Here is a 22,114-nt window from a genome sequence, read left to right on the forward strand (position 1 = left end):
GACGCTCCGGCGCGGCGCCCCGCAGACTGCTGTCTCGTCGCCCAGGCGCCGATGATCGAGGAGGATCGATGCCGCGTCACCGCTTCACGCAGGCCGATGTCGCCGCGATGGCAGGCGTCAGCCAGTCGACCGTCAGCTTCGTGCTCAACGGCAGCGCACCCAACGGCGTGCGCATCTCTGAGGAGACCCGTAAGCGGGTGCTCGAGGCGATCCGCATCACCGGATACTCCGCGAACCCTGTCGCGCAGCGCCTGGCCGGCGGCCGCAACCAGATCCTGGGCGTGTTCACGTACGAGGCCACGTTCCCCCGCGGCGGCCGCGACTTCTACGGTGCCTTTCTCATCGGCATCGAGCACGCCGCCGAGAAGCTCGGCGTCGACATGCTGCTGTTCACCTCGGCGCGCGTGGTCGACGGCCGTCGCCAGCTCGCGCGCGACGGCTGGCAGCGACTCGGCATCGCGGACGGATGCCTGCTGCTCGGTCAGCATGAGGACCGCGGCGAGCTGCAGCACCTCCTGGACACCAACTATCCGTTCGTGTTCATCGGCAAGCGCGTCAGCGAAGGGCGGCGTCTCCCGTTCGTCGGTGCCGACTACCTCGACGCGACCTCGCGTCAGGTCGAGCGCCTCGTGGATATGGGGCACACCCGCATCGGGTATGCGGGAGCGCAGAGCACCGACCAGCCGACGCTCGATCGAATCGAGGGCTACCGCCGGTCCATGCGCGCGCACGGCCTCCCGCTGCGTTTCGTCGACGTGCACGACGTGCGGGTCGCCGCCGAGGAGATCGCCGCACAGCGGCTCACAGCGATCCTCGCCGCACCGGAGAACTACCCCGAAGAGCTCGCGGACGAGCTCGAGGCTCGCGGACTGCGCGTCCCGCGCGACGTGTCGATGCTGCTGCTGGGCCAGCCCCATCACCCGCGCCACGGCGGCCGCGCGTGGTCGGGCTTCGCGATCCCCCGCGAGGAGATGGGCGCTCGTGCGCTGGTGCTGCTCTCGCGGATCGTCGAGCAGGAGTCCCCCGCGCCGCGATCCCCCGATGGCCGGATGCCGCACGCGCCGGCCCTCCAGGAAGACGACTACCACCAGATGCTCCATTGTCCAGACGTCGACGGCGAGACGCTCGCCGTCGCCCCGGCCACCGCCGGCGACCCCGAAGGAACCATCCGTGACCATGCGTGAACTGACCAGCGACGTCCTGATCGTCGGAGCGGGACTCGGCGGCGTCGCCGCCGCCCTCGCCGCCGCGGACCGCGGAGCGACCGTGATCCTCACCGAGGAATACGCGTGGATCGGCGGGCAGCTGACCTCTCAGGCCGTGCCGCCGGATGAGCACCCGTGGGTGGAGGAGTTCGGCATCACCGCCCGATACCGAGCGCTGCGCGACGGCATCCGCGAGGTGTACCGGCGCCGCTACCCCCTCACGGATGCCGCCAGGGAGCGCCGCGATCTGAACCCCGGCGCCGGCTGGGTCTCCAAGCTGTGCCACGAGCCGCGCATCGCGGTCGGCGTCCTCGAGGAGATGCTCGCACCTCACCGCTCCACCGGCCGGATCCGCCTGCTCGAGCGCACGCGCCCTGTTGCGGCGACCGTAGACTGCGATCGCGTCACGACCGTCACGCTGGAGTCCGTCGTCGGCGGTGACTCCTTCACCGTCACGGCGAGCTACGTCCTCGACGCCACCGAGACCGGCGAGCTGCTGCCGTTGACGGGAACCGAGTACGTCACCGGCTTCGAGTCCAGGGCGGAGACCGGCGAGCCGAGCGCGCCCGAGGTCGCCCAGCCGGAGAACATCCAGGCGCTGAGCGTGTGCTTCGTCGTCGAGCACGCCGACGGCGACCACACGATCGAACGCCCGGCCGACTATGACTTCTGGCGGGAGTATGCGCCTGCCGCATGGCAGGGCGAGCGGATGCTGTCATGGATGGCGCCGAATCCGCGGACGCTCGAGATCACAGCGCGCACGTTCTCCCCGAACCCCGGGGATGACGCGCTGGCCGTCGACGCCGACCAGTCCCGCAACGCCGGCGACCACAACCTGTGGCTGTTCCGGCGGATCGCGGCGCGGGATCTGTTCGCCCCTGGCTTCTACTCCAGCGATCTGTGCCTGGTGAACTGGCCGAGCATCGACTACTTCGAGGCTCCTGTGCTCGGGGTCCCCCGCGAGGTGGAGCTCGAACGCTACGCCGCAGCCCGCCAGCTCAGCCTTTCGATGATGTATTGGATGCAGACCGAAGCACCCCGCCCCGACGGCGGCACCGGCTTCCCCGGCCTGCGGCTGAGGCCTGACGTCATGGGCACGGACGACGGTCTCGCTCAGGCGCCGTACCACCGGGAGTCCCGACGGATCCGGGCGCTGACCACGGTCACCGAGAACGACGTGTCCTACGCGATCCGTGGCGAGGAGGGCGCGACGCGGTACGAGGAGTCCGTCGGGGTCGGCATGTACCGCATCGACCTGCACCCCTCCACGGGCGGTGACACGTACATCGACGTGGCCTCCACGCCGTTCGAGATCCCGCTCGGCGCGCTCATCCCCCAGCGCATGACGAACCTGCTCGCCGCCAACAAGAACATCGGAACGACGCACATCACGAACGGCTGCTACCGCCTGCATCCCGTGGAGTGGAACATCGGCGAGGCCGCCGGTCACCTCGCGGCCTACTGCGTCGCGAACCGCACGACCCCGCACGCCGTGCACTCCGACCCGGCGCGACTGACGGACTACCAGAGCGAGCTCGATGCGACCGGCGTCGAGCGGCACTGGCCGGAGGGCCGCGTGTACGCGTACTGACTTCCCGCACCACCCGAGCATCATCAGCACAGACAAGGAGAGACACCATGAGAACACAGCGTTCACGCCAGGGGCGCATGCCCCTCGCGATCGGCGCCGGCACCGCAGCCGTCGCCCTCACGCTCGCCGGCTGCAGCGGCTCCCCCGCCGGCACGGCGACGCCGGACGAGCCGGTCGAGCTGCGGATGACCGTCTGGACCGCCGACGAGACCCAGCTCGCGATGTTCCAGGAGATCGCCGACGCCTACGTCGCAGAGAACCCGGAGCTCGTCTCCGACATCACGTTCGAGGCCATCCCGTTCGCCGATTACACGACGACGCTGACCACCCAGCTCGCGGGCGGGAACGCGCCGGATCTCGGCTGGATCCTGGAGAGCTACGCACCCGAGTTCGTGCAGAGCGGCGCCCTGGTCGACATCGCCCCGACGCTGAAGGAGACGAAGGGCTACGACTACGACGACCTGATGGACTCGTCGCTCAAGCTGTGGCAGCAGGACGACGGCCTGTTCGCCTACCCGTTCTCGAACAGCCCGTTCGCGATGTTCGTGAACACGGATCAGCTCGCAGCCGCAGGACAGCCCAACCCTGCCGATCTCGTGGCGTCCGGCGAATGGACCTTCGACGCCGCGCGCGACATGTCGGCTGCGGCGGCCGCAGCCTCCGGCAAGCAGGGACTCGTGGTCAGGGACTTCGACTACAAGGCGTGGGAGAACCTCTCCACGGTCTGGAACGGATGGAAGGCGGCACCGTGGAGCGCGGACGGAACGGAGTGCACGTTCGCCGAGCCGGAGATGGTGGACGCGATGACCTGGATCCACGACGCGGTCTTCACGGATGCCGCGATGCCCCAGCCCGGCGTCACCGCCGATTTCTTCGCGGGTGACGCCGCGATGACCATCACGCAGATCAGCCGGGCGTCGGCGCTCGACGGCTCGTTCGGATGGGACGTCGTCCCTCTGCCTGCGGGGCCCGAGGGCCGGCAGAACGTGATCGGGCAGGCCGGGATCGGGGTGTTCGCGAACGCGAAGCACCCTGAGGTCGCGGCTGACTTCCTCGCCTACTTCACGAACCCGGAGAACGCCGAGAAGCTCGCGACGTACTTCCCGCCGCCCCGCGAGTCGCTCCTGAACGCGGAGACGCTCGGCGCGGCCAACCCGAAGCTCAGCGAGGAGCAGCTGCAGGCCGTCGTCGTCGACGGCATCCAGGATGCGGTCACGAAGCCGACGCACGCCAACTTCGCGAAGCTGCAGGACGCGGTCCGCTCGGAGCTCGACGCCCTGTGGACCCCGGATGCCGACGTCGAAGCGGTTCTGACTGCGACGTGCGAGGCGATCACTCCGCTGCTGGAGGACTGATACCGCATGACTGTCACCGCTGCCCCCACGGCAGCCGAGACCGCGGGGCGGAGAGGGGCCGACAACCCCTCCCGCCCCGCGGGCGGGCGCCGGCGGCACTCCGCGGCCGCGCGGCGCGACTGGATCGTGGGATACACGATGGTCGCTCCGGCCGTCCTCGGATCCCTCGCCTTCGTGGTCGGTCCCCTCATCGCCGTGTTCTGGTTCTCGCTGCACGACTGGAACGTCCTGGCGAACACGTTCGTCTTCTCCGGAGCCGACAACTACGAGCGGATGCTGACCGACAAGGGCCTGCACGACTCGCTGCTCGCGAGCCTGTGGTTCTCGATCGGCCTCGTGGCGCTGAACATCACGCTCGCGCTGTTCCTCGCCGTGCTGCTGAACCAGAAGCTGCCCGGCACGACCACCTTCCGCGCGTTCTTCTTCTCCCCCGTCGTCGTGTCGCTGGTCGCCTGGACGATCGTGTGGAGCTTCCTGCTGCAGGCCGACGGCGGCGTAAACGCCTTCCTCGCGCTGATCGGGATCGACGGCCCGAACTGGTTGCGGCACGATTTCACGGCGATGCTGTCCGTGATCATCGTCCAGGTCTTCAAGAACGTCGGCATGAACATGATCCTGTTCCTGGCCGCTCTGCAGGGAGTGCCGGAGGAGATCATGGAGGCCGCGCGCATCGACGGCGCGGGCGCGTGGCGGCGGTTCCGGTCGATCACGCTGCCCATGATCAGTCCGACCCTGCTGCTGGTGTCGATCCTCACGATCGTCGGATCCCTCGAGGTCTTCGCGCAGATCGCCGTGCTGACAGGCGGTGGTCCGGGCAACTCGACCACCGTGCTCGTGTACTACCTGTACCAGCAGGCCTTCCGCTTCAACGACTTCGGCTACGCGAGCGGCATCTCGGTGCTGCTGTTCGTCATCGTCCTGGTCCTCACCCTGATCCAATGGCAGACCCGAAAGAGGTGGGTGTTCCATGAGAACTGACACGCCGCCGGCCGACGTCGAGCCGATCGACACGACGGCCGTCGTCACGGGATCGAGCGTCCCGCCCCGCCGCGCCCGCGCCGGCTCGTCGCAGACGAAGCGGAGGTGGATGACGACCGGACTGGTCGTTCTGCTCGCCGTCCTCAGCATCCCGTTCATCTTCCCGACGTGGTGGATGGCGACGTCGAGCTTGAAGCCGATGAGCGAGATCCTGCGCAAGGTCCCGACGCTCTGGCCGGAGAACCCGAGCTTCGACGCCTACGGCGACGTGTTCCGGCTGCAGCCCTTCGCGCAGCAGTACTGGAACAGCCTCTACATCGCGGTGATCGTGACCCTCGGCACCCTGCTGATCTCGGCGATGGCCGGCTACGCCTTCGCGCGGATCCGCTTCCCCGGTGCCAACTCGCTGTTCCTCATCGTGCTGGTGGGGCTGCTCGTTCCGAGCGAGGTCACGATCGTGCCGCTGTTCCGGCTCGTCAACGGGCTGGGGCTGATCAACACTCACTGGCCGCTCATCGTGATCCCGATCTTCGGCGCCCCAGCGGTGCTGTCGATCTTCATCATGCGCCAGTTCTTCCTCGGCCTGCCCGGCGAGCTGGAGGAAGCCGGCCGCATGGACGGTCTCGGCCGCTGGGGCATCTTCTGGCGGATCGCCTTCCCGCTCTCTCGCCCCGCGCTCGCGGCCGTCGCGATCTTCACATTCCTGAAGTCGTGGAACCTGTACCTCGAGCCGATCGTGTACCTGTCCAGCAAGGACATGTTCACCCTGCCGCAGGCGCTCACCCAGTATGTGGACGCTTACGGCGGACCGATGTGGAACGTGCAGCTCGCGGCGACCACGCTCACGGTCGTCCCGGTGCTCCTGGTGTTCCTGTTCGCCCAGAAGCAGTTCGTGCAGGGTCTGGCCCACACCGGACTCAAGGGGTGAGCCGAGGAGCCCGCGCTCAGGTCAGTCGACGAGCAGCGCGGGCTCCTCCAGCACGCTCGCGACGTCGGCGATGAAGCGGCTCATGCCGTCGCCGTCGATGACGCGGTGGTCGAACGACCCGGCGACCGTCGTCACCCAGCGCGGGCGAACCTCGCCGTCGACGACCCACGGCTTCTGGCTGATCGCGCCCATCGCCACGATGCCGGCCTCGCCCGGGTTGATGATCGGCGTGCCGGCATCCATCCCGAACACGCCGATGTTGGTGATCGTGATCGTGCCGCCCTGCTGGTCGGCCGGGCTCGTCTTGCCCTCGCGGGCGGTCACCGTGAGGCGGTTGAGGGCACGCGCGAGGTCCTTCATGCCGAGGTCCTGCGCATCCTTGATGTTCGGCACGAGCAGGCCGCGGGGCGTCGCGGCCGCGATGCCGAGATTCACGTAGTGCCGCACCGAGATCTCCGCGCCGTCCTCGGTGTCGATCCACGCCGCGTTCACCATCGGCGTGCGGCGCACGGCCCAGATCACCGCTCGCGCCATGATGAGCAGCGGCGAGACGCGGATGTCGGCGTACTCGGGCGCGGCCTTGAGGCGCTTGACGAGCTCCATCGTGCGAGTGGCGTCGACCTCCTTCCACACGGTGACGTGCGGCGCCGAGTACGCGCTCTGCACCATGGCGGACGACGTGGCCTTGCGCACGCCCTTGACCGGGATCGACTCCGTGCGCCCTTCGTCTCGCTGCGCCGGCTCAGGTACCGGACTCAGCCCGCGGGCGAGGCCGGCGGACCCTTCGTCTCGCTGCGCTCGCTCGGGAACCGGAAGCACCTCTTCGCGCACCTCGCCCCACTCGGGGGTCTGGATGTTGCGGAACACGCTGGCCTGCGAGGCGTGCTTCATGACATCGTCACGCGTGACCTCGCCGTCGGCGCCCGTAGGCGTGACCGTGGTCAGATCGACGCCGAGGTCGCGCGCCAGCTTGCGGATCGGCGGCTTCGCGATCACGCCGACAGACGAGCGCACGGGGCGCTGCGCAGGACGCTTGCGCCGAGAGGTGGCGCCGCTGCCCGAGCCGTAGCCGACGAGCACCGAACCGCTGCCCTCGTCGGCGGCCGGCGCGGAAGGCGCGGCCGGGGCCGAGTCTGCGGCATCCGTGACGAAGGTGATGATCGGCGTGCCGACCTCGACCGTCGTCCCCTCCGCGACCAGGAGCTCGCCGACGACACCGGCGTGCGGTGACGGCAGCTCGACGAGCGACTTCGCGGTCTCGATCTCGCAGATGACGTCGTTGATCGCGACCGTGTCTCCCGGGGCGACCTTCCAGGTCACGATCTCGGCCTCGGTCAGGCCCTCGCCGACGTCGGGGAGGGTGAAGTTCTGCGTGCTCATGGTTGATCCTCTCAGAGGAGCGGGTTCAGTAGGCCAGCGAGCGATCGACGGCCTCGAGGATGCGGTCGGCATCCGGAAGGTAGGCGCCCTCGAGCTTCGCCGGCGGGAAGGGGGTGTCGTAGCCCGACACCCGCAGCACCGGGGCCTCGAGGGCGTAGAACGCGCGCTCCATCACGGTCGCGGCGACCTCGCTGCCGAGGCTCGTGAAGCCCTGCGCCTCCTGCGCGTAGACCATGCGGCCGGTCTTGCGCACGGAGCCGAGGATCGGCTCGTAGTCGATGGGCGACAGCGAGCGCACGTCGACGACCTCGCAGCTCGTGCCCTCGGCCTCTGCGAGCGCCGCGGCCTGCAGCAGGGTCGTGACCATGGCGCCGTGCCCGACGAGGGTGACGTCGGTGCCGGTGCGTACGACGCGCGAGGCGTGCAGCGGGAGCGCCGGGGCGTCGAGCTCGACCTCGCCCTTGGGCCAGTACCGGCTCTTCGGCTCCATGAAGATCACGGGATCGTTCGAGCGGATCGCCTCTTGGATCATCCAGTACGCGTCGTTCGGCGTCGACGGCGACACCACCCGCAGACCGGGGGTGTGCGTGAAGTACGCCTCGGGGCTCTCCTGGTGGTGCTCGACCGCGCCGATGTGCCCGCCGTAGGGGATGCGGATCACGACCGGCAGGCTCAGCGATCCCTCGTGCCGGTTGGTGAGCTTGGCGAGCTGCGTGGTGATCTGGTCGAAGGCGGGGAAGACGAACCCGTCGAACTGGATCTCCACCACGGGCCGGAACCCCGCCATCGCCAGCCCGATCGCGGTGCCGACGATGCCCGACTCGGCGAGCGGGGTGTCGAGCACGCGCTTCTCGCCGAAGTCGCGCTGCAGGTGCTCGGTCACGCGGAACACGCCGCCGAGGCGCCCGATGTCCTCGCCCATGAGCAGGACCTTGGCGTCATCCTCCATGGCCTTGCGGAGGCCCGCGTTCAGAGCCTTGCTGAACGGCATCGTCTCGAGAGTCATGCGTTCCCCCCTTCGCCGTGTCCGGCGGCCCCGCCAGGCGCCTCGAACGACGCCTCGTACTGCGCGCGCCACGCCTTCTGCTCGGCGATCAGCGGGTGCGGCTCGCTGTAGACGTGATCGAACATCTTGTCGGGGCTGGGCGGTCCCAGCTCGACGGTGCGGGCGCGCAGGTCTTCCGCGGCATCGGCCGCCTCGGCGTCGACCTCGGCGAAGAAGGCGTCGGCAGCCCCCTTGCCGGAGAGGAACGTCCGCATGCGGGTGATCGGGTCGCGCTGCGCCCACTCCTGCTCCTCGTCGGAGCCGCGGTACTTCGTGGGGTCGTCGCTGGTGGTGTGCGCGCCGAGCCGGTAGGTGACGGCCTCGATGGCGCGAGGTCCGCCGCCGAGGCGCGCCTCGTCGAGGGCGACGCGGGAGACCGCGTAGCTGGCGAGCACGTCGTTGCCGTCGACGCGCACGCTCGGGATGCCGTAGCCGGCGCTGCGCTCGACGAGCGGAACCCGCGACTGGGTCGACACCGGAACGGAGATCGCCCAGTGGTTGTTCTGCAGGAAGAACACCGTCGGGGCCTGGTAGCTCGCGGCGAACACCATGGCCTCGTGCACGTCGCCCTGGCTGGACGCGCCGTCGCCGTAGTACACGATGACGGCCTCGTCGCGATCGACGTCGCCCGTGCCGGTGCGGCCGTCGAACGAGAGCCCCATCGCGTAGCCGGCGGCGTGCAGGGTCTGCGAACCGAGCACGAGCGTGTAGAGGCGGGTGTTGCCGTTCTTCGGGTCTGTGGGGTCCCACCCGCCGTGCGAGACGCCGCGCATGAGCTTGATGATGTCGAGCGGATCGACGCCGCGGATGCGGGCCACCACGTGCTCGCGGTACGACGGGAACACGGTGTCCTGCGGCCGCGCCGCCCTGGCCGATCCGACCTGCGCCGCCTCCTGGCCGCGGCTCGGCGGCCACAGGGCCAGCTGACCCTGCCGCTGCAGGTTGGTGGCCTGGGTGTCGATGGCTCGGATGACGACCATGTCGCGGTAGAACTGCTCGAGCTCCGCGTCGGGGATCGCCTCGATCAGAGGCAGGTACTGCTCGGCGGACTCCGACGGAGCGAACCGTCCAGCCGCATCGAGGACGCGTACGAGGGGTGTGTCGGGGGTGGTCACGGTCCCACGCTACCCGCGGCCGCATGCCCGGTCACGCATACCTAGGACGCCCTCGTATCTGCCCGGAATGCGGACGAATGGCCGGTCAGCGCAGGCTTGCGGCGACCTCGAGCACGCACGCGATCACACGGTCGCGGCTGTCTCCGCGGCGCGATCAGCGCGGGATCACACGAGCGCGGCCGCGGTTCCGAGCTCCGGCGTGAGGTACTCGACGCCGCCCAGATCCTTCTCGCCGGTCGAGGCACCGAGAAGACGGCGCGCGGCGACCTGTCCGATCGTGATCGGCGACTGGTTGATGGAGGTCACCGGGATCTCGCTGACCCACTCCTCGCTCTTCAGGTCGTAGCCCACGACGCCGAGGTCTTCAGGGATTCGGATGCCTCTGGCCATCGCCGCCCTGAGCGCGCCGATGGTCATGAGGTTGTTCGTCACGAACAATCCGTCGAACTCGACGTCGCCGTCGAGGAGGCGTTCCATGGCATCGCGACCGCTCGCGGCATGGTTGCGCCCGCGCTCCACGGCGACGACGGCGCCGTCGGGCAGTGCGGCGCGCAGTCCGTCGATTCGCGTGTTCCACGCGGGCTCGTCCTGGGGTCCGGCGATCACGGCGATCTTCGACGCACCGCTCTCGCGCAGGGACTGTGCAGCCAGCCGTCCCCCTTCGAAGTGATCCGTCATCACGGTGGGCAGGTCACGTCCGGTCAGCACCTGGTCCACCGCCACGAGAGGCACCTGAGCGTCGAGCGCATCCGCCACGTCGTCGTACGGCGTCGAGGGGGCGAGGATGATGCCGGCCACCTGTTCGGAGATCGCCGTCTCCAGGTATCTCGCGAGCCTGTTGGGATTCCCGTCCGTATTCCCGATGAACACGGTGACACCGGCGTCGCTCGCGACATCCTCCACACCGCGTGCGATGCTCGTGAAGAACCTGTTCGAGACGTCGGGGACGATGAGTGCCCACGTCTCCTTCCCCGGACGGCGCAACCTCCGTGCCACTCGGTTCGGGTGGTAGCCCAGCTCCCGCACCGCCTGCCACACGCGCTCCGTGAGGGCAGCCGACACCGGGTCGACACCGCTGAGGACGCGCGACACCGTCGCCGTCGAGACCCCAGCGCGCGCGGCGACATCACGGATCCGCACTCCCATCTCCGGCCCTCCTCGCGACCCGCGTCGTTCCTCGCTCCCGTCTCGACGCAGCCGTCGAGACGGGTGCTCCCCTCCGGGGTCATCGTAGCCGGAGGGGAGCACTCCATCGTCAGTCGCGCTCAGATCTCACGCGCCGCCCACTTCACCATCCGCTCCCACAGCAGCCCGTAGTCCTCCCACTCGTGGAGGTTGCCGCACAGGTGGTAGACGGGATCGGTCGCATAGGCGATCGAACGCCCCTTGCCCGCGTCACCCACCACCAGGAAAGGATCCTGCCGGCTCGTCGCGATCGTCTCGGACTCCGGCCGCGGGTGGAGCTGGTTGTACCCGAGGATGATCCGGTCCTGCGGAATCGACAGCCCCTCGAGGATCGGATGCTCGGCGTCGGTGATCTCGATCGTCGCGCCGTCGGGGTGGTCGATGACGTCGTCCACGCCGCGCTCGATGGTCACGGGAAGCACCTCTTCGATCGGGGAGCCGCCCCACATCCCCTTCCCGTTGATGCCCGAGAAGGTCAGCCACCCGCCCGCCATGATGAGTCCGCCCCCGTCGAGCACCCACTGCCGGAACGGCGTGACCATGTTCGGCCCCATCGGCACCAGGCGGTCCCGGTTGCCGTGGGGGAGCTTGAAGTTCTGGTAGCCGACGTCGGACAGGATGATGACGTCGTACTCGTCGAGTGCTTCCTTCGTGTTCGGGAATCGGGTGCGGATGTCGGACGCGGGAAGGTGGGTGAGCTCGACGCCGGGCCGCGGGCCGAGCGCGTCGCGAAGCACCTTCGCCGAGTCGCGATAGTAGGTGTGCGTGAAGGTGTCGATGCCCTTCGCCGCGATGAGCGTCTCGACCTGGGTGTCTCCGACATAGAGGACGCGGACCATGGTGTTTTCTTCCTATCTCTTCTGGATTCGAGCTGTGGCGGGGCGATCGCGGTCGACCGCCCCGCCACGGGTCACGACGGCTGGTTGAAGCGGAGACCGTCGTTGATGGTGAATTCGTCGATGGTGTTGGCGGTGAGCCCCCACGCGACGTGGATGTCCTCGTAGATGCCGTCCTCGTCCAAGGCGACCAGCGCCTCCTGCACGAGATCGCGCAACTCGGCGTTGTCCTTGTTGAAGGCGATCGCGTTGTACCCCTTGCCGTACTCCTCGCTGTCGACGACCTCGAGCCCGGCCGACGCCTCGTCGGTCTTGATCAGGTACAGCGCCACGCCGGTCTGGTACATCGTCGCGTCGGCGCGACCGGTCTGCACCTGCAGCAGAGCGTTGGCGTTGTCCTGGAAGACGGTGATGTCGATCGGGTCGGCGCACGACTTGTTCTGCTCCTCGAGCAGTCCGAGGTACACCGAACCCTCCACGGACGACACGCTCAACCCGCACAGCGTGTCGATTCCCTTGATGTCGTGCGGGTTGCCCTTCGTCGTGACGATCGAGTTCGAATCGGTGGAGTAGTCGACGAAGTCCACGACCTCCTGGCGCGCGGGCGTGTCCCCCCTCCCGGCGATGGACATGTCGTAACGCTTGGCTTCGATCGCGGGGAGGATGCCTGCGAACTCCATCGAGCTGAACTCGGCGTCCAGCCCGAGCTTCGCGGCGATCGCGCGGCCGAGGTCGATGTCGGAGCCGCGCAGGACGTCTCCGTCCTCGAAGAACTCGTATGGCGGCGCGCCCGCCTTCGTGGCGATGTCGAGCGTGCCGTCCGCCACGATCTCCGCTGCTCGGGCGGCGAGGTCATCGTCGACGGCGACGTCGAACGCGGTCTTGGCGTCTGCGCCTCCCGTGATCGACGTCACACCGTCTTCCGAGCCGGTCGTGTCGTCCGTGGGGCCGGTGGAGCAAGCCGAGAGCATCACCGCAGCGATGGTCAGGCCGGCAATGGCGGCGATTCTCGGTACCTGGGTTCTCATGTCGTGCCTTTCTTGTTGGGGTGGTCGGTCTCGCTTATTGGGGGGGGGGGGAATCGGTCTCGCTTGTCGGGGGGAATGGTTTTCGCTCGTCTCAGCGACGCATGCGGCCGAAGTCGGATGGCGACAGCTCCGCATCCCTCGCGAACGGCATCCCGATCTCGATGAGTTCGGGATCCGCGTGCCCGCTCTCCGCGGAGATCAGGTCGGCGAGGATCTGCCCGACAGCCGGGGAGTACTTGAACCCATGGCCGGCGAACCCGACCGCACCGACCACGCGACGAGAGTCGGTGGAGTAATCGATTACGGGTCGGTCACTCGCGCCGAAGCCGTCGAGGAACACGCCCGTCCTCGCGGGTCGGTCGATCACCCCGTTGAGCAGCTTCCGGACGATGTCACGGGTGTAGTCGACGTCTCGTCCCCGCACATCGCGATCGGCGTGCTCGGCAATCGTCTCGTTGTCGGCGAACACCGGCGGCATGACCTTGACGCTCCACCCGTCGACGCAGGGGAAACCGGAGTAGTTGAGGTCGCCGGCCGTGCGCAGACACACGGGGAAGCGCTCGGGAGAGAACTGCCTCGGATCGACCGCAGGGAACCACGTGCCCGGCAGCCTGCGCGCCATGATCCCGAACCCCAGGGACTTCTGGAACTGCGACGTCCACGCTCCGCTCGTCACGACGACGTAGTCGAACCGCACCGCATCTTCACCGTCGACGCGGACGTCGACACCGCCGTCGACGGGCGTGACGTCGACGACCGCAGCGTCCTCGCGCAGAGTGGCACCCAGGCGCACGGCCTGCTGTGCGGCCGCGAGCACCGCTTGTTCCGGGCGCAGGGTGCCGCCCATCAGGTCGAGGATGGCCCTTTCGCCTCCCTCGAGCCGGTGCTGCGGGTATCGCGCCGCAAGATCGGAGTCGTTCAGCTCGATGATGGGGACTCCCTGCGCCTGTGCCGAGGCGATGGTCTCGTCCATCCACGTGCCGGAGCCGTCGCTGATGTAGAGGCATCCGTTCTGGATGAACAGCGAGCGCCCGCTCAGCGCCGAGAGCTCCTGCCACAATGCGTGAGACCGGCGCAGCAACGGGATGTAGTCGCCGCCCTCTCGATACGCCATGCGGTAGATCCGCGTCTCCGCGCCGTGCCCGCCCCTGTCGTGCGGCACGCCGAACCGCTCGAACCCCGTGACGTCATAGCCGCTGAGAGCCAGTCGCCACATCGCCATGCTTCCCATCGCGCCGACGCCGATAACGGCGACGCGCGGCTTCACGCGGACTTCTTCTGTCATGTCCTCACTTCACTTTCGCCAGAAAGGCCTGTGTGCGGGGGCTGGACGGGTTGTCGAGCACATTCGCCGCCGGCCCCTGCTCGACGATGACCCCGCCGTCCATGAAGAGCACCCGGTCGGCGACGTGCCTGGCGAAGTTGATCTCGTGCGTGACGACGACCATCGTCATGCCCTCCTTCGCCAGCGAGGCCATCACGTCGAGGACCTCCTGCACGAGCTCCGGGTCGAGAGCCGACGTCGGCTCGTCGAACAACATCGCCTGCGGCCCCATGGCCACCGCACGAGCGATGGCGACGCGCTGCTGCTGGCCTCCGGAGAGCTTTGCGGGGCGCTTGCCCATGTGCGCGGCCAGGCCCACCCGTTCGAGGAACCCTGCCGCGTGCGCATCCGCCTCCGCCCTCGGCATCCCCTTGACCAGACGCAACGGCGCCGCAACGTTCTCCAGGGCCGTCATGTGGGCGAACAGATTGAACCGCTGGAACACCATGCCCATGCGCGCCCGCTGCGTCGCGAGCTGCGCCGGTGTCCGCTCGTACGTCTTGCCGTTGATCGTGACGACCCCGATCCGCTCGTCATCGAGATGGATCTCTCCGGTGTCCGGCTTCTCTAGATAGTTGAGGCAGCGGAGGAACGTGCTCTTCCCCGAGCCCGACGGGCCGAGCACGGCGACGACCTCGCCTCGCTCGAGCTGGAGTCCGACCCCCTTGAGGACGGTGTGGTCGCCGTAGCTCTTCCAGATGCCCTCAGCCCGCAGCATCGCATTCATTTGTCGACTCCCCGTCCCAGCGACACCGCTCGTCGCCATCTCCTGGTGCCGACCGCGCCGGCGCCCTCCCCCGCGAAGCGTCGCTCGAGGTAGCTCTGCCCGATGGTCGCGACGGTGGTCAGCAGCAGGTACCAGACGCACGCGACGATCAGCAGGTCGATGATCTGGTAGTTGGTCGCGTAGATGCGCTGGACGCTCGTGAGCAGATCCTGCGCCGCGATCACCGATACCAGCGATGTGGTCTTGAGCATGCCGATGGCCTGATTCCCCGTCGGCGGCGTGATGACACGGAGCGCCTGCGGCAGCACGACGTGGCGCATCGTCTGCATGGGCGTCATCCCCGACGCCAGCCCCGCCTCGGTCTGGCCGCGATCGACCGCCTCGATCCCCGCACGGAAGATCTCGCTCATGTACGCGCCCTCGTTGATGCCGAGGCCGAGAAGCGCAGCGATGAACGGCGTGATCACGGTGTTGGTGTCGACCGCGCCCTCGCCCCACCCGATCGTCGGCATGATCAGGGAGAGGTTGAACCAGAAGATCAACTGCACGAGCACCGGCGTGCCCCGGAAGAACCAGATGTAGCCGCGTGCGAGCCACGCGACAGCCGGCGTCCGCGAACGGAGCATCAGCGCCGAGGCGACGCCGAGCACAAACCCCAGCGCCATCGACAGCACCGTCAGCTGGATGGTCACCCACAGCCCGGAGAGCACGGACGGGGCGAACAGGTATCGCGCCACCGTGGTCCAGCTGATCGCGCCGGAGAAGAGGACGCCTGCGACGACGAAGACGACGAGGAGCACGAGGACGATCGAGAGGACAATGCGAGTCGTGCGCCCCTGTCGCCTCGGCCGAAGCGGAGGCGGGGCCGGGACATCGACCGTGGCGGTCACTACTTGTGTCATTTGCTAAACTCCCGTATCGGGGCTTGTAATCGATTACGAGACAGTATGCAGGAGAGTCCGCGACGTGAGTGTTACAAGTGGGTAAAGAATCTGCGGCCCCGAATCCGCGCCCCGCATTCGCCCTGCTTCTCGGCCTCAGCGCGGGCCTCGGACCCTTCACGATCGACAGCTACCTTCCAGCGATGCCCGCGATCGGAGAGGACCTCGGCGTCGCGGACGGGCCGATCCAGCTCACGCTCGCCGTGACCATGACGGGCTTCGCGATCGGTCAGCTCGTCATCGGGCCGTGGAGCGACCGGGTCGGGCGACGGATGCCGCTCCTCGTCGGGCTCGGCCTGCTGATCTGCGCCAGCGTCACGAGCATGCTCGCGAGCGACATCGGCGTTCTGCTGGCGGCGCGGATGCTGCAGGGCATCGGCGCTTCCTCTGCAGCGGTCATCGCCGTGGCCACCGCACGCGACGCGTTCAGCGGCAGGGCCCTTCCGGCCGCCCTGAGCGGGATCGCGATCGTGCAGTCCCTCGCACCGCTGGTCGCACCGGTCCTCGGATCTCTGCAGCTGATGGTGGTCGGCTGGCGCGGGATCTTCGGGCTCCTCAGCCTCTACGCTCTCGTCGTGCTGGCTCTGGTCGTGCCGCGTCTGCCTCAGAACGAGGCGAGCGCGCGCAGTTCCGACGGCGTGCTCGTCCGCTACCGACGCCTGCTCGCCGACCGGACCTTCGCAGTACTCCTCCTCCTGGCCGGATTGAGGTTCACGGCGCTGTTCACCTTCCTCCAGTGGAGCCCCTTCCTCCTTCAACGGGAGCGTGGCCTGTCGCCCCAGGAGTTCGGGATCGCTTTCGCGGTGGTCACCCTCGGGATGATGGTGGGGCTTCAGATCTCACCGCGCGCGATCCGCCGCGGCGTCTCCGCCGCCCGGCTCCTGTGGAGCTCGTACCTGATCCTGCTGGCCAGTGCGTGCCTCATCGCCCTCCCGGTCGCCGGCGGCCTGTGGATCGTCGTCGCCGGTGTCGTGCTCCTGCTGGGGTGCGGGCTGGGACTGCCCACGATCCAGATCCTCGCGCTCGCCCCGCACAAACGGGACGCCGCGACGGTTGCCGGCCTCATCGGAGCGTCGGGTTTCGGAACCGCGTCTCTGCTCGCACCTGCGCTGAGCGTCGTGCCGGAGATCGTCGGACGTTACGACCTCTCGCTCGCGCTCGTCGTGACCGGCGTGGCTGTTCTCAGTGCGGTCATCAGCATCCGGCCGCTGGCGTCCATGGGAGACCGGCTGAGCTGACCCGTGTCAGCGCAGGCTTGCGGCGACCTCGAGCACGCGCGCGATCGACGCCTCCTCGCCGACGGAGATGCGGATGCCGTCGCCCGAGAACGGCCGCACCACGAGGTCGTTCGCGAGGAAGGTCGCGGCCGCGGCATCCGTCTGCTCGCCCGTCGGCAGCCAGACGAAGTTGCCCTGCGCATCAGGCACGTCCCACCCCTGGGAGCGCAGGCCCTCGACGAGCCTCGCGCGGCGCTCCACGATCACGGCGACGCGGTCGAGCAGCTCCGCCTCGGCATCGAGGCTGGCGATGGCCGCGTTCTCGGCAGCCGACGTCACCGACAGCGGGATGCCGGTCGTGCGGGCGGCATCGAGCACCTTCTCGTTGCCGATCGCGTAGCCGACGCGCAGGCCCGCCAATCCGTAGGCCTTCGAGAACGTGCGCAGGACGACCACGTTCGGGTGCCGCTCGAAGATGCGCTCCGCCAGGCCGTCGACCGCTCCCGGCGCCGTCACGAACTCCGCGTACGCCTCGTCGAGGATCACGAGCACGTCGGCCGGGACGCGCGAGATGAACGCGGCGAACTCCTCGCTCGTGACGATCGGACCTGTGGGGTTGTTCGGCGTGCAGACGATGATCGCGCGCGTGCGGTCGGTCACGGCATCCGCCATCGCGTCGAGGTCGTGACGGGAGTCGGCGGTGAGCGGCACCTGCACACCCGTGGCCCCGGCGACGAGCGGCAGGCTCGGGTAGGCCTCGAAGGAGCGCCAGGCGTAGACGACCTCGTCGCCGACCGACGCCGTGGCGAGGATCAGCTGGTGCAGGATCGACACGCTGCCCGCCGCCACATGCACCTCGTCGGCGGTGACGCCGTACCGTGCGCCGAGGCGCTCGCGCAGACGGCCGGCCGTGGCATCGGGATACCGGTTGACGGGCGTGATGCGCTGCAGTGCGGCCTCGACCGACGGGAGCGGTTCGAACGGGTTCTCGTTGCTGGAGAGCTTGAACGCGTCGGGTCCGGCCTGTTTGCCCTGCCGGTACGGAGCCAGGGCGGCGATGGCTGGGCGGATGCGCGGCAGGATGGGGTCGGTCACGGACATGAGTCTACGAGTCGGCGGCTCGCGGGCGCCCGCTGACAACGCGGCGCGGGCGTGTGAGACTGGACGGACTATGCGATTCATCATCCGCGTCGTCGTGAACGCCTTCGCCATCTGGGTCGTGACCCTGATCCCAGCCCTGCAGGTGACGATCAAGCCGTTCGCGCCGGGCGAGACCCTGCAGCTCGTGCTGACCCTGCTCGCCGTCGCGGCGATCTTCGCGCTGGTGAACACGATCATCGGCACGGTCGTGAAGATCCTCGCGTTCCCGCTGTACATCCTCACCTTCGGCCTCATCGGCTTCGTGATCAACGGCTTCCTGCTGTGGCTGACCGCGTGGATCACCGGCGGCTTCGGCTGGGGCCTCACCGTCGGCCACTTCTGGTGGGGCGTGCTCGCGGCACTGATCATCTCGATCATCAACGGGATCTTCGGCTTCATCCTGCGCCCCCAGAGCAAGCGCCCCCGCGTCTGACAGGGCGGCCCGCGACCGAAGCGCACGCCCGGACCGGATCGCGCACCCGGACCGGAGCACGCACGCCCGGACCGGAGCACGCACGCCCGCTCACTCCGTGCGCTCCGCGTGGTACTCGGTGCGCTCGATCGAGACCGCCTGACCGAAGTCGTCCCAGAACCGATCCAAGGCCTCGACACGCGGATCACCCGAGGCGTCGACCTCCTTCGCGAGGTCGAGATAGGAGTCCATGAGGTGGGGATCCCACGGGTCGGTGGGGCCGAACACCGTGTCGTCGGTGCGCGTGGCGACGAAGCTGTCGGGCGACCCCGACGCCGCCGGAGTGCCTCCGTCGGAGAGCCGGTACACGGGGTCATCGGTGTGCGCGAGCCGCACGAGCGTCTGGTCGTCGGGCGCCATGTCGACCACCGGACTCCCGACGCTCACCTGCAACGCGACCTCGTATCCGCTCTGATGTGAGAGATAGGCCGCGATCATCCCTGCCTGGGAGTGGGCGACGACGTCCACCTCGTCACCCGGCTGCGCACCGGCATCCGCGAGAGCCTCGAGCGTCGCCTGATACGACGCCGAACGCTCTCCCGTGTACAGCTGAAGGTTCGAGCGCATGTCCCACGGCTCGCTGCCACCCATCAGCGGGCTCTGCGTGCCCGCGATGTAGGCGATGAACTTCTTCGTCCCGTCGGGCATCGTGAGCTTCTCGACCGCCACCTGCGCGCCGGCGCGTGAATCGGGCATGCGTGAGAGCGCATCATGCAGGCTCGCGGGCGCGCTGCGCGGGTGCGAGGTCGACACCGCGGATACTGCGACGGGGTCGGCGGCACCGCGCAACCGCATCCACGGCCACACGGTCCCACGCCCGCTCTGCGAACCGATCGTCGACACGGCGCCGAACAACGGGGCGAGCACCCCGAACCAGTCCCCCTGCTGCGAGAACCCGTCGAATCGGTGCTCCTTCCAGCCCGCCACGAGCATGCTCGCCATATCGGGGATGCGCGGGTCGGATGCCGCGAGCTGCTCCAGACGCAGGCGGGCTTCGTCGGCCGCCGCCTCGTCACGCAGCGCGAGGGCGTCGACCTGGATCTGCAGCTCGACATACTCGAAGACGTCGGCCATGAGCCGCGTCCCCCGCACGGCGTTCTCGCACTCGTCGCGCAGCTGCGCCATGCTCTCTCCGCTCGTCCACAGCGCGCGTGCGTCGACGGCCTCGGCGAATCCGTCGGTCTGCACGATGAGGGCATGCGCGCGCACGATCGATCCGTGCGCATCGGCGAAGCCTCCGGCGACCGCGTCGATGCGCGTCGCGGTGTCGCGCAGGGCCTCGGGGTCGACGCTGATCGCGCCTCCGTGATCGATGTCGAGCCCGCTCATGACGCCGCGCTCTCGATCTCCGCCTGGCGCGCGGCGAGCAGTCCTGCCTGCTCACCGGCGCGCTGATGGATGTCGACGAGCTTCTCGTTCAGCGCCCGCACGCCGTCCGACTCCCACGCGGTGTCGGCGGTGAGTCCGGTGAGCGCGGCGGACGCGGAGTCGACGGCCGCGAGCGCAGAGATCACCTCCTGGCTTGCCTGCGCCCATGCCCAGGCGGCGTCAGCGGTGGAGACGAGTGCGTGAGTGAAGGAGTGCATGCGCCAAGCATCCGCCTGTCGCACGGGGTGCCATGGACGAATCCGGCGCTCGCTCCGGCGGCTGTGAAGAGATCGCAGCCCGTCGCGATTGTGCAGGAAAGGACTGCGCGATCGGGCGTCGACCTGCACAATGGAACGGTGACATCCCCGGATCCCTTCCGCGTGATCTTCGTGTGCACGGGGAACATCTGCCGCTCCCCGATGGCGGAGGTCGTCTTCCGCGATCTCGCCGAGCGACAGGGCCTCGGCTCGAGGATCGTGTCACGCAGCGCCGGGACGGGCGACTGGCACCTCGGTGAACGAGCCGACCAGCGCACCATCGAGTCGCTCGCGCGCCGCGGCTACGACGGCTCACAGCATCGCGCCAAGCAGTTCACCGCCGCCTCGTTCGCCGACAACGACCTCGTCGTCGCGCTGGACCGCACGCATGAGCGGATCCTTCGCGAGTGGGCCCACGACGAGGACGAAGAGGGCAAGGTCACCCTGCTGCTGGCCTTCGACCCGGATGCCGCGACCCTCGACGTGCCCGATCCGTACTACGCAGGGACCGAGATGTTCGATTCGGTGCTCGGTATGATTGAGACGGCGACCCGCGGCCTGTTCCGGCAGCTCGAACCGGCACTTCGCCTCCCCCGCATGCCCCGCGCCTAGGGGCCCGATCAGGAGGACTCCCCTGACTTTCCAGCCCTCGCTTCCGCCGCAGCCCCTGAGCCCCCTCGACGGCCGCTACCGCAGCGCCGTCACCGGACTCGCCGACTTCCTCTCCGAGGCCGGCCTCAACCGCGCTCGCGTCGAGGTCGAGGTCGAGTGGCTGATCGCCCTCACCGACCGGTCGCTGTTCGGAACCTCGCCGCTGCCGGATGCCGACAAGGAGCGGCTGCGCGCCCTCTACCGCGACTTCGGCCAGGCCGAGATCGACTGGCTCGCCGAGAAGGAGGCGGTCACGCAGCACGACGTGAAGGCCGTCGAGTACCTCGTGCGCGACCGGCTGTCGGCTCTCGGGCTCGACCGGATCGCCGAGCTCACGCACTTCGCCTGCACGAGCGAGGACATCAACTCCGCCTCGTACGCGCTCACCGTCAAGCGCGCGGTGGAGCAGGTGTGGCTGCCCGCTCTCGACCAGGTGATCGCGAAGCTGCGCGAGCTGGCCGTCGAGCACGCGGATGCCGCCATGCTCTCGCGCACCCACGGACAGCCGGCGACGCCGTCGACCATGGGCAAGGAGCTCGCCGTCTTCGCGTGGCGCCTCGAGCGCGTGCGCGGGCAGATCGCAGCATCCGACTACCTCGCCAAGTTCTCCGGCGCGACCGGAACCTGGTCGGCGCACATCGCCGCCGACCCCGACGCCGACTGGCCGACCATCGCCCGCGAGTACATCGAGAGCCTCGGCCTCGGGTTCAACGTGCTCACCACCCAGATCGAGTCGCACGACTGGCAGGTCGAGCTGTACGACCGCGTGCGTCACGCCGGCGGCATCCTGCACAACCTCGCCACCGACGTCTGGACCTACATCTCACTGGGCTACTTCGCGCAGATCCCGGTCGCCGGCGCGACCGGATCGTCGACGATGCCGCACAAGATCAACCCGATCCGCTTCGAGAACGCAGAGGCGAACCTCGAGATCTCGGGCGCACTGCTCAACTCGCTCTCGCAGACGCTGGTGACCTCGCGCCTGCAGCGCGACCTCACCGACTCCACCACGCAGCGCAACATCGGCGTCGCATTCGGCCACTCGCTGCTCGCCCTCGACAACCTTCGCCGGGGCCTCAACGCCGTCTCGCTGCGCCGCGACGTGCTGCTCGACGACCTCGACCACAACTGGGAGGTGCTGGCCGAGGCGATCCAGACCGTGATCCGCGCCGAGGTCGTCGCCGGCCGCTCGACGATCAGCGACCCCTACGCGCTGCTCAAGGAGCTCACCCGCGGGCACCGCGTCGGCGCCGACGACCTCGCGGAGTTCGTGCAGGGGCTCGAGATCGGCGACGAGGCCAAGCAGCGCCTGCTCGCGCTGACCCCCGCGACCTACACCGGCATCGCGGAGCGGCTGGCGCAGTAGCCCAG

The 22,114-nt window shown here is 68.8% G+C and carries 21 protein-coding genes; 9 read left to right on the forward strand and 12 right to left on the reverse strand.

Annotated features, from left to right (window positions below; all coding sequences use genetic code 11):
- Positions 1–68 precede the first annotated feature (68 nt).
- The 5 genes from AB663_RS03375 to AB663_RS03395 are packed head-to-tail and all read left to right on the forward strand — an operon-like array spanning position 69 to position 6,057.
- A complete protein-coding gene (locus AB663_RS03375; RefSeq protein WP_067195839.1) occupies positions 69–1,184 on the forward strand; it encodes a LacI family DNA-binding transcriptional regulator in 1,116 nt (371 codons plus the stop codon).
- Positions 1,177–2,796 carry an FAD-dependent oxidoreductase gene (locus AB663_RS03380; RefSeq protein ID WP_198147962.1) on the forward strand — a complete coding sequence of 540 codons (1,620 nt, stop codon included), beginning with the start codon at positions 1,177–1,179 and terminating at the stop codon, positions 2,794–2,796. The genes AB663_RS03375 and AB663_RS03380 overlap by 8 nt, the downstream gene beginning before the upstream one ends.
- A gap of 47 nt (positions 2,797–2,843) precedes the next feature.
- On the forward strand, positions 2,844–4,151 hold the full coding sequence (locus AB663_RS03385; RefSeq protein ID WP_067195841.1) for an ABC transporter substrate-binding protein: 1,308 nt from the start codon (positions 2,844–2,846) through the stop codon (positions 4,149–4,151).
- Positions 4,152–4,157: 6 nt separating this feature from the next.
- Positions 4,158–5,129, forward strand: coding sequence for a carbohydrate ABC transporter permease (locus tag AB663_RS03390; protein ID WP_083511080.1), 972 nt, complete (start codon positions 4,158–4,160; stop codon positions 5,127–5,129).
- Positions 5,119–6,057 carry a carbohydrate ABC transporter permease gene (locus AB663_RS03395; RefSeq protein WP_157540855.1) on the forward strand — a complete coding sequence of 313 codons (939 nt, stop codon included), beginning with the start codon at positions 5,119–5,121 and terminating at the stop codon, positions 6,055–6,057. The genes AB663_RS03390 and AB663_RS03395 overlap by 11 nt, the downstream gene beginning before the upstream one ends.
- A gap of 21 nt (positions 6,058–6,078) precedes the next feature.
- Here AB663_RS03395 and AB663_RS03400 read toward each other — a convergent pair whose 3' ends face one another.
- From AB663_RS03400 to AB663_RS03440, 9 genes are all read right to left on the reverse strand, one after another.
- Positions 6,079–7,437: a dihydrolipoamide acetyltransferase family protein gene (locus tag AB663_RS03400; protein ID WP_067195843.1), complete on the reverse strand. Its 1,359-nt coding sequence runs from the start codon at positions 7,435–7,437 to the stop codon at positions 6,079–6,081.
- Between the two features lie 25 nt (positions 7,438–7,462).
- Positions 7,463–8,443 carry an alpha-ketoacid dehydrogenase subunit beta gene (locus AB663_RS03405; protein ID WP_067195845.1) on the reverse strand — a complete coding sequence of 327 codons (981 nt, stop codon included), beginning with the start codon at positions 8,441–8,443 and terminating at the stop codon, positions 7,463–7,465.
- Positions 8,440–9,597, reverse strand: coding sequence for a thiamine pyrophosphate-dependent dehydrogenase E1 component subunit alpha (locus AB663_RS03410; protein ID WP_067195846.1), 1,158 nt, complete (start codon positions 9,595–9,597; stop codon positions 8,440–8,442). The genes AB663_RS03405 and AB663_RS03410 overlap by 4 nt, the downstream gene beginning before the upstream one ends.
- A 165-nt stretch (positions 9,598–9,762) precedes the next feature.
- Positions 9,763–10,743, reverse strand: a complete 981-nt coding sequence (locus AB663_RS03415) for a LacI family DNA-binding transcriptional regulator (protein ID WP_067195848.1) — start codon at positions 10,741–10,743, stop codon at positions 9,763–9,765.
- A gap of 119 nt (positions 10,744–10,862) precedes the next feature.
- A complete protein-coding gene (locus AB663_RS03420; protein WP_067195850.1) occupies positions 10,863–11,621 on the reverse strand; it encodes a glutamine amidotransferase in 759 nt (252 codons plus the stop codon).
- Between the two features lie 71 nt (positions 11,622–11,692).
- Positions 11,693–12,646, reverse strand: coding sequence for an ABC transporter substrate-binding protein (locus AB663_RS03425; protein WP_198147918.1), 954 nt, complete (start codon positions 12,644–12,646; stop codon positions 11,693–11,695).
- Between the two features lie 91 nt (positions 12,647–12,737).
- On the reverse strand, positions 12,738–13,931 hold the full coding sequence (locus tag AB663_RS03430; RefSeq protein WP_083511082.1) for an FAD-dependent oxidoreductase: 1,194 nt from the start codon (positions 13,929–13,931) through the stop codon (positions 12,738–12,740).
- Between the two features lie 4 nt (positions 13,932–13,935).
- The gene (locus AB663_RS03435) at positions 13,936–14,697 is read right to left on the reverse strand and encodes an amino acid ABC transporter ATP-binding protein (RefSeq protein ID WP_067195856.1); all 762 of its coding nucleotides are present in this window, start codon (positions 14,695–14,697) and stop codon (positions 13,936–13,938) included.
- Positions 14,694–15,497, reverse strand: coding sequence for an amino acid ABC transporter permease (locus tag AB663_RS03440; protein WP_232304620.1), 804 nt, complete (start codon positions 15,495–15,497; stop codon positions 14,694–14,696). Before AB663_RS03440 ends, AB663_RS03435 begins: the two co-directional genes overlap by 4 nt.
- Positions 15,498–15,676: 179 nt before the next feature.
- Between AB663_RS03440 and AB663_RS03445 the strand changes: the two genes are divergently transcribed.
- On the forward strand, positions 15,677–16,876 hold the full coding sequence (locus AB663_RS03445; RefSeq protein ID WP_067195858.1) for a Bcr/CflA family efflux MFS transporter: 1,200 nt from the start codon (positions 15,677–15,679) through the stop codon (positions 16,874–16,876).
- A 6-nt stretch (positions 16,877–16,882) separates the two neighbouring features.
- Here the strand turns inward: AB663_RS03445 and AB663_RS03450 are convergent, their stop codons facing one another.
- A complete protein-coding gene (locus AB663_RS03450; RefSeq protein WP_067202095.1) occupies positions 16,883–17,950 on the reverse strand; it encodes a histidinol-phosphate transaminase in 1,068 nt (355 codons plus the stop codon).
- Between the two features lie 76 nt (positions 17,951–18,026).
- Here AB663_RS03450 and AB663_RS03455 point away from each other — a divergent pair, with 76 nt between their 5' ends.
- Positions 18,027–18,428 (forward strand): phage holin family protein, encoded by a 402-nt coding sequence (locus AB663_RS03455; RefSeq protein WP_067195860.1) that lies wholly within the window; start codon positions 18,027–18,029, stop codon positions 18,426–18,428.
- A gap of 90 nt (positions 18,429–18,518) precedes the next feature.
- Here the strand turns inward: AB663_RS03455 and AB663_RS03460 are convergent, their stop codons facing one another.
- Complete coding sequence (locus AB663_RS03460) at positions 18,519–19,796, reverse strand: hypothetical protein (RefSeq protein ID WP_067195862.1); 1,278 nt, start codon at positions 19,794–19,796, stop codon at positions 18,519–18,521.
- Positions 19,793–20,053, reverse strand: coding sequence for a hypothetical protein (locus AB663_RS03465; protein ID WP_067195863.1), 261 nt, complete (start codon positions 20,051–20,053; stop codon positions 19,793–19,795). Before AB663_RS03465 ends, AB663_RS03460 begins: the two co-directional genes overlap by 4 nt.
- A gap of 201 nt (positions 20,054–20,254) precedes the next feature.
- Between AB663_RS03465 and AB663_RS03470 the strand changes: the two genes are divergently transcribed.
- Both AB663_RS03470 and purB read left to right on the forward strand, forming a co-directional pair.
- Complete coding sequence (locus AB663_RS03470; RefSeq protein WP_232304674.1) at positions 20,255–20,704, forward strand: low molecular weight protein-tyrosine-phosphatase; 450 nt, start codon at positions 20,255–20,257, stop codon at positions 20,702–20,704.
- A 22-nt stretch (positions 20,705–20,726) separates the two neighbouring features.
- Entirely contained in the window at positions 20,727–22,109 is a 1,383-nt protein-coding gene (gene purB / locus AB663_RS03475; protein ID WP_067202098.1) for an adenylosuccinate lyase, read from the forward strand.
- Positions 22,110–22,114 lie beyond the last annotated feature (5 nt).

Source organism: Microbacterium sp. XT11, from assembly GCF_001513675.1.
Classification (GTDB): domain Bacteria; phylum Actinomycetota; class Actinomycetes; order Actinomycetales; family Microbacteriaceae; genus Microbacterium.